Origin of the sequence: Capnocytophaga periodontitidis (assembly GCF_016126015.1) — a bacterium.
In the GTDB taxonomy this organism is placed as follows: Bacteria; Bacteroidota; Bacteroidia; order Flavobacteriales; family Flavobacteriaceae; genus Capnocytophaga; species Capnocytophaga periodontitidis.
On sequence record NZ_JAEFDB010000001.1, the window covers coordinates 560,641 to 573,658 of the forward strand.

General features: G+C 38.1%; 9 protein-coding genes. 1 reads left to right on the plus strand and 8 read right to left on the minus strand.

The window, feature by feature from the left end:
- Positions 1-44: 44 nt before the first annotated feature.
- From I7X29_RS02830 to I7X29_RS02865, 8 genes are all read right to left on the minus strand, one after another.
- On the minus strand, positions 45-440 hold the full coding sequence (locus I7X29_RS02830; protein WP_009418400.1) for a DUF937 domain-containing protein: 396 nt from the start codon (positions 438-440) through the stop codon (positions 45-47).
- Positions 441-447: 7 nt separating this feature from the next.
- Complete coding sequence (locus I7X29_RS02835; RefSeq protein WP_048745340.1) at positions 448-1,407, minus strand: D-2-hydroxyacid dehydrogenase; 960 nt, start codon at positions 1,405-1,407, stop codon at positions 448-450.
- A gap of 42 nt (positions 1,408-1,449) precedes the next feature.
- Positions 1,450-2,145 carry a cell division ATP-binding protein FtsE gene (locus I7X29_RS02840; protein WP_009413127.1) on the minus strand — a complete coding sequence of 232 codons (696 nt, stop codon included), beginning with the start codon at positions 2,143-2,145 and terminating at the stop codon, positions 1,450-1,452.
- Positions 2,146-2,236: 91 nt separating this feature from the next.
- Positions 2,237-3,553 (minus strand): (Fe-S)-binding protein, encoded by a 1,317-nt coding sequence (locus tag I7X29_RS02845; protein WP_198472750.1) that lies wholly within the window; start codon positions 3,551-3,553, stop codon positions 2,237-2,239.
- Positions 3,554-3,561: 8 nt separating this feature from the next.
- Positions 3,562-4,512 (minus strand): MlaD family protein, encoded by a 951-nt coding sequence (locus tag I7X29_RS02850; protein WP_198472751.1) that lies wholly within the window; start codon positions 4,510-4,512, stop codon positions 3,562-3,564.
- 22 nt (positions 4,513-4,534) lie between these two features.
- Entirely contained in the window at positions 4,535-5,659 is a 1,125-nt protein-coding gene (locus tag I7X29_RS02855) for an N-acetylmuramoyl-L-alanine amidase family protein (RefSeq protein ID WP_198472752.1), read from the minus strand.
- 75 nt (positions 5,660-5,734) lie between these two features.
- The gene (gene ligA / locus I7X29_RS02860; protein ID WP_198472753.1) at positions 5,735-7,726 is read right to left on the minus strand and encodes an NAD-dependent DNA ligase LigA; all 1,992 of its coding nucleotides are present in this window, start codon (positions 7,724-7,726) and stop codon (positions 5,735-5,737) included.
- Positions 7,727-7,758: 32 nt separating this feature from the next.
- A complete protein-coding gene (locus I7X29_RS02865) occupies positions 7,759-10,434 on the minus strand; it encodes a putative LPS assembly protein LptD (RefSeq protein WP_198472946.1) in 2,676 nt (891 codons plus the stop codon).
- 462 nt (positions 10,435-10,896) lie between these two features.
- Here I7X29_RS02865 and I7X29_RS02870 point away from each other — a divergent pair, with 462 nt between their 5' ends.
- Complete coding sequence (locus I7X29_RS02870) at positions 10,897-12,945, plus strand: HD family phosphohydrolase (protein WP_198472754.1); 2,049 nt, start codon at positions 10,897-10,899, stop codon at positions 12,943-12,945.
- The last annotated feature ends 73 nt before the right edge of the window (positions 12,946-13,018 follow it).

The window sequence follows — 13,018 nt, forward strand, 5'->3', positions numbered from 1 at the left end:
AAAAACTTTGCCAAAGTAATGTTAAAAATACGGTTATAAGGTAATTATTTATTACCGCCAAAGAGGTTGCCAATACCTCCCATAATATCATCCATTACATTTCCGTCTTTGTTTTTGTCGAAGAAAGAGTTCATCATTTCACTGATGTTACCTCCTTTGCCTGAGAAAAAGTTGGATATCATTGGGGTTAAGTTTTGGAAAATTTTGCTTACATTATCCAATGAAACACCTGTTTTCTCACTGATAGCTTTTAAGGTAGACGATTGTCCATCGCCTGTGAGTTTGTTTAAAATCTCACTACCTTCGGCATTGCCGAGCATCGATTTGAGTGAATCCATTACCGAGCTTACTTTATCACTGCCGATACCTGTTTTCTCGCTCAATCCTTTTACGAGTTGTTGAAGGTTATCACCTCCTAAAAAATCTAACATTCCTGCCATATAATAATTATTTTAATAAGGTTATAATTTGTGAGGCTAACTCAAAGCCTATGCGGTTCTGAGCTTCGTTAGTAGCTGCCCCTATGTGTGGGGTAAGCGATACCTGAGGGTGCATTAACACTTGTATAGCGGGGTTAGGTTCGTTTTCGAATACATCTAAACCTGCAAAAGCTACTTTGCCACTATCTAAGGCTTCTATAAGGGCTACTTCATTTAAAGCACCTCCACGTGCTAAATTGATGACTCCTACACCATCTTTCATCAAGGCAAACTCTTTTGCATCGAGTATATAACCTCCTTCTGCTGGGCTGTTGTTGAGAGTGATAAAATCAGCTTTTGCCAGAAGGAGTTCTTTTTCTACGGTTTTGATGGTGAAAGGCAAGGTTTGTCCGTCGAAAAAGTCGAGGGTTATTACTGCCTCAGTTACTTTGGGGTCGTAAGCCATTACATTCATACCTAAACCAATAGCAATGCGAGCTACCGCTTGTCCGCTACGTCCGAACCCTATAATACCTATGGTTTTACCGCGCAATTCGGCGCCATTGTTATAGTTTTTTTTGAGTTCGTTAAACTGAGTGTCGCCTTCCAAAGGCATATTGCGGTTGGCATCGTGTAGAAAGCGTACGCCACTAAAAAGGTGAGCAAAAACGAGCTCGGCTACCGAATTAGCCGAAGAGGCTGGGGTATTAATCACGTGTAGGTTTTTGCTTTTGGCGTGTGCCACATCTATATTGTCCATTCCTACGCCTCCTCTACCGATGAGTTTGAGTGACGGACAGCTATCGATGATATCTTTTCGCACTTGTGTGGCTGAACGCACTAAGAGCACATCAATTGCGTGTTTGTTTATATAGTCTATCAATTGGTTTTGAGCTACCTTGGTAGTGATAACTTCAAAACCTTCTTTTTCTAACGCTTCTTTTCCTGAATCGGAAATTCCATCATTTGCTAATATTTTTATTGCCATTATTATCTGTCTATTTAAATATACTATATTTTTATTTATTTTTTATTCTTCGCTTTTTACTCTTCTTTGTACTACTTCAAAAATACGTTCACCATCACATTTTAATGTTTTAGATGGAAATTTAAGAATAAGAGCATAGTCGTGAGTTGCCATTAGTATAGTGCGCCCTGAGGCATTAATTTCCTTGAGTACTTGCATTACTTCAACGCTGGTTTCAGGGTCTAAATTACCTGTAGGCTCATCGGCTAAAATTAGTTCTGGGTTGTTCAATAACGCACGTGCAATAGCTACCCTTTGTTGTTCACCTCCTGAAAGTTCGTGAGGAAATTTAAATCCTGCATTCTGCATTTTTACCTTGGCGAGTACTTCCTCAATACGTTTATCTATTTTAGTTTTGTCTGTCCACCCTGTAGCTTTTAGAACAAAAGCGAGATTATCATATACACTTCTATCTGTAAGTAATTTAAAATCTTGGAATACTACCCCTAACTTACGACGAAGCAGAGGAATTTCATCTTCTGTAAGATTTTTAAGATTAAAACCTACTACTTTTCCTTGTCCTTTAGTAAGAGGTAAATCACCATAAAGTAACTTGATTAAGCTACTTTTTCCTGAGCCTGTCTTACCGATGAGATATACTAATTCTCCTTTTCCAACAGTGAGATTCACATTGGATAAAATAAGATTATTTTTCTGATATACAGACACTTCTTTTAAATGTAATACTGGATTTTCCATTGATATAAATACTGAAAGTTGTGTGTTTTACTTTAAAAAATTCCTGCAAAGGTAGTAAAATTATTTAGATAACAGAAATATAAGCACACTTTTATTCATCAAAAACTATAGCACGATCTGCTTGACTATATGCCCAAGGCGCTCCATTATTTTCTATATTACTCATCATTACATTGAGTTCGGCAGGAGCTGCTGATTGTTCCATTACTAAATATTGTCTCATATCCATAATAATAGATAGTGGGTTAATTCCTACAGGACAGACTTCTACGCAAGCATTACAAGTAGTGCAAGCCCATAATTCTTCAGGAGTAATATAATCACCTAACAATTGTTTGCCGTCAGGTTGAAAAGTGCCATGCTTGTCGATATTGCGACCTATTTCTTCTAATCGGTCACGAGTTTTCATCATAATAGCGCGAGGAGAAAGTTTTTTACCTGTGAGATTCGCTGGACACTCATCAGTACAACGCCCACACTCGGTACAAGTATAAGCATTCATCAGTTGTATCCACGTAAGATCAGTTATGTCCGAAGCTCCAAACTTATCTGAAGGGTTAGTATCTTGAGGCGTTGCAAAAGAATTAGTATTAGAATCTAACATTAATTTCACCTCTTGTGTTACCATAGGGTTTACCTTAGAAGTGCCTAACGGACGTATAGAAGCGAAATAAGTATTAGGAAAAGCTAATAATATGTGTAGATGTTTAGAATAGTAGAGATAGTTTAGAAAACATAATATTCCAATGATATGTAACCACCAACAACTGCGTTCTATGATAATAAGAGTTCCTACAGAAACATTTTGTAATAAAGGCTGTAGCCATTGACTTATGGGGAAAGTTCCTGCTTGTATATAATGAGGTACTTGCAGTGCTTGTAATTGGGCATCGGCAGCATTCATCAGCAAGAAAAGGCTCATCATCACTATTTCGGCATAGAGGATATTACTTGCATCTTTTTTAGCCCAACCTTTGAGTTCTGTTTTGTGAAATCGAGGTATTTTTAGGATATGTCTTCTTACCCAAAACACAGTTACTGAAACAATTACTAAAAGAGCTAATATCTCAAAAGAAGCTATCAGAAAATTATAAAATTTTCCTAAAGGAGCAAATACTCTATGAGTACCCAAAATACCGTCTATGAGAATTTCTAACAACTCAATATTGATAATCAAAAAACCTGCATATACAACAATATGTAGTATTCCTACTATGGGACGTACTAACATTTTTTGTTGTCCTAAGGCAAGCCATAACATATTTTTGAGTCGCTCTTTGTGATTACCAGAGGTATCTTCAGCTTTTCCTAAACGGATATTCCTAATAAGTTTGCGTATATTATAAATAAAAAAGCCTCCTCCTATACAGAGAAGTATTAAAAATACTATGTTAGGAAGGAAGCTCATCAATATGTTTATTCAGCTTTTTCTTCGTCGTTAGGTTCGTATACTTTAGCTTTTTTACCAAAAACAGAGAAGTGAAGATAACGTTTAGGATTCAAACGCAAATCTTGTAATAGTAGTTCAAGTTGTTTAGCCGATTTATCCAAATCTTTATAGAGAGCCTCATCTTTTAGTAGTTTACCAATAGTGCCTTTACCTCCTTCTACATCAGCTAAAAGAGTGTTGAGATTAGTAAGTGTAGTTTGAGCATTAGTGATTACTTTGTTGAGTTCAGCTTCTGAAAGCTGTCCTGATACTTTTGATAAATCGGTAGTGATTTTATTAGCATTGGTTAAAGTAGTATTCAAATTAGTTTGATTAGCAACTAACATTTTGTTGAGGGTAGCTGAGGCTTGATTGAGATTGCGCATAGTTGCACTGAGTTCAGTTATTGCATTTTTCAAATCGTTAGTAGTTTTAGCATCTAAAATACTATTAACTCCTGTAAGGGTAGTATCAGCTTGCCCTAAAAGGTGATTGAGTTTATCTTGTGTAGGTTTGATTGACGATGAGAGAGAAGCTAACATATCTTCTTGTACACGTGCTTCTAATACATCACCTGATACAGCTGCGGGTGCGTTATCAAAAGCAGGAATAATTTGTAATCCTGCTCCTCCAAGTAAACTATTGTAGAGTTCAGCTACACTATTTTTAGAGAATTTGAAATCATCTGAACACTCCATAGTAATTTTTATCTTAGCACTTTTTTCTTCTAAGTCTACCGCTTCTACGCTTCCCACTTTCACTCCATTCACAGTGATTTGTGTACCAGTTTTCAATCCACCTGAATGAGGAAAATAAGCGTAATAAGTATTCGTTTTATTAAATAATGACTTAGACTTCAAAAAGTTGAAGCCTACATAGAAAGCGACAATACCCGCTACTACTATAATTGCTGTTTTTATTTCTCTGGATAATTTCATTTGTTTCTATTTTGAATAAGGTTTATTTTTCTAATTGTTTAGCTTTTTCTACTGTAATACGTTTTTTTTGATAAAATGCTACGATATAGGCATCTTTATAGCCTTTTTTTTTTGCTTTGTTCAGTAGTTCAAGGGCTTCTCGGTGTTTAAAAGCATTCCCATAATAATACACATATACATTTCCATCTTTTTCTGCAGATATAGGAGAGAGTCCTTTGAAGTTAAAAGGTTTAGTTTCTAATTTCTTAGGACTTGAAGATATCTGTATTTTATAACTCAACTCATTGTTGTTTGTTCTATTATTAGAAACATCAGTTTGTTTAGAGCTACGCCCTCTTCCTCTCGCTTGAGAAATACTATCATCAGGAGCTACATACGAACTTTTTCCTTGTACCCATTTTTTATAAGTAAGAATCGCTTCTGCTATATTTTCAGCGAACTCTTCTTGTCCTTTAGCCGAAGTGAGAAACTTGCGTTCTTCATTATTAGTCAAAAAAGCAGTTTCTATTAGGATACTAGGCATATAGGTTTGATGTAAGACGATAAAACCTGCTTGGCGAACCCCACGATTAGTGCGTTTCATTACTCCTGTAAGTTGATTTTGTACTATTTTAGCCAGCTGAATACTCTGTTCTAAAAATTCCTCTTGCATAATAGAAACTCCTATCACTGATTCTGGAGAGTTGATGTTGTATTTGGCGTATTTCTTTTTGTAATCTTCTTCTAAATAAATTACTGAGTTTTCGGCTTTAGCAACCTCAAAGTTTTGCTCATTGGCGTGTAGCCCTAATACATAGGTTTCTGCTCCATCTACTTGAGTTTCGTGAGCATTACAATGTACAGAAACAAATACATCAGCTTTATTTCTATTGGCAATAGCACCACGCTCATAAAGATCAATCAACTCATCGGTTTTACGTGTGTAGATAACCTTTATATCAGGATAGGCTTCTAACTTTTTGCCTACTAATAATACTATTTTAAGTACTACATCTTTTTCGTAAATGTTTTTATTTACTACCTTGCCAGGGTCTTTACCTCCGTGTCCAGCATCTAAAACTACTTTAAATACAGGTGTTTTTTGAGATAGTCCCAACATTGGTAATGTACATAGTACCCATAAGAAGATATAATGGACAAATTTCATCAATTCTTACATTTTCATTTAAATAGGCGGCAAAGGTAAGATTTTTACCTTAATACACCAAAATTGAACAGATATTTAACTGATTATTAACGATTGAAATTCTTCTTCACTAATCATTTTCACTCCTAATTGTTCAGCTTTCTCTTTTTTGCTAGGCCCCATATTATCGCCTACTATCACGTAATTAGTTTTTGATGAGATAGATGACCCTACTTTACCCCCGTGTTGTTCAATGAGGGCTTTGAGTTCATCTCGAGAATATAAGTGAAAGACTCCAGAAACTACAAAAGTAAGTCCTTTAAGGGTATCTGTTTGTCCTTCAGTAGATTCCTCTGAAAGAGCAAATTGCAATCCATAGTCTTTGAGTCTATCAATAAGTTTACGATTATAGTCGTCTGCAAAGAAATTTACTACACTGGTAGCTATTTGGTTGCCTATCTCGTCTACTTCTACTAATTGTTCTATTGTAGCATTTTCGAGTGTTTCAATATTTTTGTAGTGGCGTGCCAGCTTCTTGGCAACAGTCTCACCTACATACCTAATCCCCAAAGCAAAAAGCACGCGTTCAAAAGGTATTTCTTTTGATTTCTGAATACCTTTAACAATATTCTCAGCACTCTTTTGTGCCATACGCTCTAAGGGGAGCAATTTCTCTACGGTTACCTCGTAGAGGTCAGCATAAGTATGGATAATACCGGCACAGAAGAGTTGTTCTATTGTCTCTTCACCTAAGCCTTCTATATCCATTGCTTTGCGTGAGATAAAATGCTGAATCTTACCTGTAATCTGGGGCGGACAGCCATAAGCATTAGGACAGTAGTGTTGCGCTTCGCCTTCGTTGCGAACCAATTCAGTACCACATTCAGGACAATGGGTGATATATTGCACGGGTTGAGCATCTGCCTCGCGCTTATCTAAGTTCACGCCTACAATTTTAGGGATAATCTCCCCGCCTTTTTCTACATATACCGAGTCGCCTATGCGAATATCGAGCTTTTCAATCTGGTCAGCATTATGCAATGAAGCCCGTTTTACTACGGTTCCCGCTAATAACACGGGTTTGAGATTTGCCACCGGAGTAATAGCTCCCGTACGTCCCACTTGGTAGGAAATACTCTCTAAAACAGTGTCTACTTGTTCTGCTTTGAACTTGTAAGCCATTGCCCAACGAGGCGATTTTGAAGTATACCCCAACTCTTCTTGCTGGGCAATACTATCTACTTTTACCACTACTCCATCAGTTTCATAAGGCAAAGTGTGACGTTTGGTATCCCATTCGTTGATAAAGTCCATCACTTCGGCAGTAGAATAGCACAATTTGGAAATATTAGGTACTTTAAAGCCCCATTCGCGCGCTTTTTCTAAACTCTCAAACTGACTCTTTATACCTGTGTTCCCTACCAAAAAGTACAACAGGCAATCTAAACCTCGTTTAGCAACCTCGGCTGTATCTTGCAATTTGAGACTACCGCTGGCGGTGTTACGAGGGTTCATAAAAGGGTCTTCGCCAGCTGCTATACGTTCCTTATTGAGGTTTTCAAAGGCTTTTTTAGGCATTACTATCTCCCCGCGAATGTAAAAACGTTCAGGGTAATCGCCTTTTAGTTGCAAGGGTACTGAACGAATCGTACGCACATTGGCGGTAATATCGTCACCTTGAATACCATCGCCACGAGTAGTAGCTTGTTTGAGCTTGCCGTTTTCGTACAACAAATCTATAGAAGCACCGTCGTATTTCAGTTCGCAAGTAAAGTTAATTTGGTCACTGCCCAACGTCTTAATAATACGTTGTTCCCATTCCTCTAAGTCTTCCTTAGAATAAGAGTTATCTAACGAGTACATACGGTATTCGTGTACTACGGTTGGAAAACTTTTAGTAACAGAACCTCCCACGCGTACAGTAGGCGAATTCTCATCGTAAAACTCTGGGTATGCTTGCTCTAAGGCTTGTAGTTCTTTGAGCTTTTGGTCGAACTCATAATCCGAAATCGTAGGATTGTCCAGCACATAGTAGTTATAATTGTGCTCATTGAGTTCCTCCCGAAGTTGTTGTATCTTTTCTTTCATAATTTTCCTTGTTACCTTTTACCTCTTACCTTTTACCTTAAGACCCTATCCGGCTCTTTGTTCTTCTCCCATTTTAGGTCTGAAAGCATTGAGGCTTTGATGCCGATAAAGAAATACCACGAACTGCGATAACCGAACGGAGTAAACTGAAAACTCATACGGAAACTGCTCAAATCGCGCTCAAAACGTAATTGGGTATAGGTGAATCCTTGGTTTACAAAGTCATAACCGCTCGAAACTCCTACCTGCCATTTGGGCGTGAGCGATACGTTCCCTGAGAACATTAGCGAGTTGTTGGATATCTTATTTTCGCGTGCCTGATTGCTATAAGTAAGCGAGTGTGCTAAGGTTATGTCCCAAGGGATAACTGCCTTGTAAAAGGTCTTCTTCTCATCTTTATCCTCGCCTTCTTTGCGGTTCTTATCCATATCCTGCACTTCGCTTAGTGGTTTCGACGACCCAAAGAGGTCATCAGTACGTCCTCCCGCTACGTTACCCGTCTGTTTGTCTTTATTCTTGTCTTTTTTATCTTTGTTCGAGAATGAATAATTAGTAGAAATATTGGCGTTAGTAAGCCTAAAAGGACTACCGCCGTTGTCTATATTCCATTTCTCCATTTGTCGTCCGTTGTTGTCTATTGCATAAGGGTTGAGTGTCGCCCCAAAATTCACCCCGAGCTTCCCGTTGAAGAACGAAGTACCCCCCGTAATGTTCAGCGGACTAAACTGCTTGGTAATCACGTTGTAGTTAGAACTGAAATTGAGACTGTTCAAGAGCATTACCTTTTTCGGCTCAGCATCAGTACTATCTTTTTGTTTCACTTTGGCTTCAAAGGTGTTCGCCAATGAGAACCCTATCGATTGCGACTCACCCAAACTTGGCGTACCGTAGATACCCCCCTCAAAACGGGTGTATTGTGAGCGGTTGCCATAAGCGTCCGAAATGTAATAATCGTAATACTGGTCAAAAGAAGGATTATAACCATAACTCACCGAGGGTCGCATCACGTGGCGAATAGCTTGTATTTTAGCGTTCTTGCCAAAACGGAAAGTACCGTAGATAGTCGTACCGAGACTCGCCCCGAGGTTGTACGTCATAAAACGGTCAAAACCACTGAGGGTGTCAATGCCCACCTTGCCCGTATTGCTGTTGAAGTCCTTACGGCGAATTGTCTTAAATTGCCACGTCTCGTTTACTGATGAGTTCAACCCTAAGGTAACGTATTTAAATAGCTTAGCAGTTGTACTCACTGGTATAGAGTGTCGCACCCCGTTTTTCGCCTCATCGAACATCTTTTTACTAAAAAACAAACTGTCATAGGTCGAAAAACGGTTATCAGCTTGCATACTGTACTGGAAATTCAAACTCTTGATAAGTCCTTTCTTCGTTTGTCCTTCACGAGCAAAAGGATAAATACGCTCCATACTCGCACGCATCGAAGGAAGTGTCATATCAATACTTTTGGTATTCGTATTTTGTGAATGCGATGCCGATAGCGATAAGTTAATCGAAGGATACGCTGGGAACGTCTTGGAGTACGAGATAGACGACATCATCGTGTTGTTCAAAAAGTTCGACGTGTTCGCTTGATTGTAGGATTCTTGGTAATATCTACTGTTACTCGATAGGTTCACCGAAGCCGAAAAGTTAGAATTAGGGTTGGCTTTACCGTCTTTGGAATGCGACCACTGGATATTGTACATACGGCTGCCTGAATAGTCAGGTAAGCCCTTCATACTGTATATGTTATTCTCAAATGAAAGATTGAAGTTTCCTGAATACTTGTAGCGCTTCACATAAGCCGATTGTGCCCTAAGCCCATAGCTACCATTGGTATAATAGTCACCCGTAAGCGAAAGGTCAAAATTGTCGCTAATTACAAAGTAATAACCTATGTTCTGCAAAAAATAGCCACGGTTATTCACTTCTCCAAAGGTAGGGAAGATAAGCCCCGAAGTGCGTCCCGATACCATAGGATAATAAGCAAACGGAATAGCCAAAGGCGTAGGAATATCCACGATATACATATTGCTGAACCCTGCGATAACCTTCTTCTTAGGCACGAACTTCGCTTTGCGCACTTTGATGTAATAATCAGGGTCGTCGAGGTCTTCGGCAGTAGTAATAATCGCGTTTCTCATAAAGTAAGTAGAGTCATTCTCCTTCTTGATGATTTCGCCTTTTATGTTGTTTTCGTCCTGCTTGGTATAAGCATTGCGGATAATCGCCTTCTGGTTGCGGTAATTAAAACGTATCGAATCGGGCTCTATTACATCACTACCTTGCTTAAATACAGGGTGTTGGGTATATTCTCCCAGGCTGTCTTTTAGGCGTCCGGCATACACTTCGCCTTTCTCATAGTTAATCACGTCTATTCCAGCACTGATGTCAATATCAGTGTATTGCACATTAGTTTCGTTGTACAAGATGATTTCGTTCTTCACCTTGTTAAACACAATACTGTCCTTAGCCTTGTATTTTACAATGTCTTCTAAGGCATTCTTAGGTTTTTTAATCGTATCGTTTTTAAGGGAATCTTTAGCTTTTTCCGAAGGTTTCTTAGGCTTGATACGTCGCCCACGGCGGTCGTTTTTAGGCTCTACAGTATCTTTTTTGATAGTATCGCGCACTGCCCACGCAGTTGTATAGTGAAAACTACCCGACTTAAAGGCGAATGATTCCGCATACCAAAGACAGGAGCTTATCACTAATAAGCTGATAATGAAAGTGAGTTGACGTTTATACTGTAACAAAGTTTTTCCGAATATAGTTTTATTGAGGCGACAAAAATACAACTTTTTTTTGAAATGCCAAGAACTATATCGCAACTTACTATTGGAAATGGATCTACTAGTCTCCAAAACTACCATTTATTACTCTCTTTTACTTAAATTATCATATTCATAACGAAATCGCCTTTTTCTTGAATTTTCCGCAATAACTGTAATAACGAATAATAAACGAAGAAAGAACGAACAATAAACGAAGAAAATACATACTTCACTTATTGACGAATACTTAACTAATTGAACAAATCATTGAGAATAATGTAAAACTAAAAATATTTGAACACTACTTGTTTTATTACCTATCACCTAAAAAATCTCTCTCCCTTCATTCGTAATTCCTAATTATTTTGTACTTTTGCCCTTACTTTAAAGAAGTAAATGATGATGACTCTCAAAAATATCAAAGTATTTATTAAAAAATCCCTTGTTTTCAAGATTTTAGCCTTTGCCATAGCCTTAGTGCTTATCTTGCAAGTATTCCCCGAAAAAGCGAAGTTTAAATACGAATTTCGCAAGGGTGAACTTTGGCAACACGATAATCTATATGCTCCTTTTGATTTCCCCCTAAAAAAAACAGATCAACAAATAAACTCTGAAAAACAACAAATTACCAATCAATCTACCGTTTACTACAAACAAGATACAACTGCCTTTATAAGTGCTAAGCAGAAGTTTGAACAGAAAAAGAACAGTTATTTCAATCAATTGTCTAAAGACAAAAAAGAGCTTTTACTCCACAAAGCCGAAACATTTTTAACTGAAAGCTATCACAATGGGATAATGCTCAACCCTCCTATGTTCAAAACTTCCGAAATCGCAATTATCAAGCAAAACAACCAAATTGTTGAGGTCTCTGCCTCTCGCGTATTATACCTTCAACAGCTAAATAATGCCATTAAAAACTATTTCAATACCGCTCCTTACAACGAACATCTCAAAAACTACTACGACCTTTTCTTTGATATCCTCACCCCTAACCTTGTAATCGACCAAAATTTTACCCAAAAAGCCCTAAATCAAAACCTCAAAGAGATTGTCTATACACGTGGATGGGTGAACAAAGGAAAACTTATCATCGCCAAAGGTGAATTAGTCGAAGGTGAAAAACTAAACACTCTCTTATCTCTCAAAGAAGAATATGAAACCCAAACGTGGAGTCAAAATAACTATAATTGGTCGCTATCAGGCTATTACACATTAGTTGCTATAGTATTGATACTAATGGTGTTATACTTAAAAATATACGAAAAGAAAATATACAAAAGCAATGTCAAATTGAGTGTTATCTTGCTCAATATGCTCACGATGATTCTTTTCGTTGGACTCATCTCTCGCTATTTTCCCGATTATATCTATATTGTCCCCGTAGGAATGATGGTGCTCATTCTCAAGTCGTTTTTCGATCTGCGCACCGTCCTCTTTGTGTATATCAGCACCATACTCATCACAGGCTTCATTGTGCCCAATAGCTTCCAGTTTGTGTTCATACAAATTGTATCTGCTATGGCTATCATCCTCACTCCTAAGGGAATGCACTACCGATTGAGCAGTTTTGTATCGGCGGGACTCATCACCGCTGCCTATTTAATTATTTATATCGCTTTCCATACCATTACCGAAGGAACACTCAAAGGACTAGACATTTCCTTGCTCACTCTTTTCATTCTCAATGGTATAGGAATCCTATTTTCACAACCTTTTACCTATATCTATGAACGTACTTTTGGCTTAGTATCCGATGTCTCTCTCTTGGAACTTTCCGACACGAACACCAAACTTTTACGCCAACTCTCCGAAAAAGCTCCTGGTACTTTCCAACACTCTATGCAGGTGGCAAATCTTGCCGAAGCTGCTGCCGCCGAAATTGGCGCTAATACGCTATTGGTACGCGTAGGAGCATTATATCACGACATAGGTAAGATGGAAAATCCTATTTATTTTACTGAAAACCAGAAAACAAGCCTCAACCCTCACGACCAGCTCACTCCTGAACAAAGTGCTAAGGTGATTATCAAACACGTTGCCGATGGTGTCGAACTCGCTCATAAAAATAAACTGCCCAAACGCATCATCGATTTCATCAAAACCCATCACGGACGCAGTCTTACTTATTATTTCTATCGCAAAGCCTTAGACCTAAATCCCGAAGGTACTAAGGAAGAAGATTTCCGTTATCCAGGTCCTATTCCTTTCTCCAAAGAAACAGCTATACTGATGATGGCTGATTCAGTGGAGGCCGCTACTAAAAGTCTTAAAAACCCTACTTTTGAAGCTCTTAACGAGTTTGTAGATCGCATCATCAAAAAACAATTAGATGACAATCAATTTGCTAATTCCGATATATCTTTCAAAGAAATCGAAGCTATCAAACGCATATTTAAAAACAAACTCACCAATATCTACCACGTGCGTATCGAATATCCCGAGTAATTGGCACACTTATTGACATCCGATTCTCCAAGTCTCTCCGAGATTCTCAAAAATCTAAAATAAACATCAAAAA

What these genes read in the sequence shown, in the direction of transcription:
- I7X29_RS02830 (WP_009418400.1), bottom strand. Translation starts at nt 440, where the DNA reads ATGGCAGGAATGTTAGATTTTTTAGGAGGTGATAACCTTCAACAACTC.
- I7X29_RS02835 (WP_048745340.1), bottom strand. Translation starts at nt 1,407, where the DNA reads ATGGCAATAAAAATATTAGCAAATGATGGAATTTCCGATTCAGGAAAA.
- I7X29_RS02840 (WP_009413127.1), bottom strand. Translation starts at nt 2,145, where the DNA reads ATGGAAAATCCAGTATTACATTTAAAAGAAGTGTCTGTATATCAGAAA.
- I7X29_RS02845 (WP_198472750.1), bottom strand. Translation starts at nt 3,553, where the DNA reads ATGAGCTTCCTTCCTAACATAGTATTTTTAATACTTCTCTGTATAGGA.
- I7X29_RS02850 (WP_198472751.1), bottom strand. Translation starts at nt 4,512, where the DNA reads ATGAAATTATCCAGAGAAATAAAAACAGCAATTATAGTAGTAGCGGGT.
- I7X29_RS02855 (WP_198472752.1), bottom strand. Translation starts at nt 5,659, where the DNA reads ATGAAATTTGTCCATTATATCTTCTTATGGGTACTATGTACATTACCA.
- ligA (WP_198472753.1), bottom strand. Translation starts at nt 7,726, where the DNA reads ATGAAAGAAAAGATACAACAACTTCGGGAGGAACTCAATGAGCACAAT.
- I7X29_RS02870 (WP_198472754.1), top strand. Translation starts at nt 10,897, where the DNA reads ATGATGACTCTCAAAAATATCAAAGTATTTATTAAAAAATCCCTTGTT.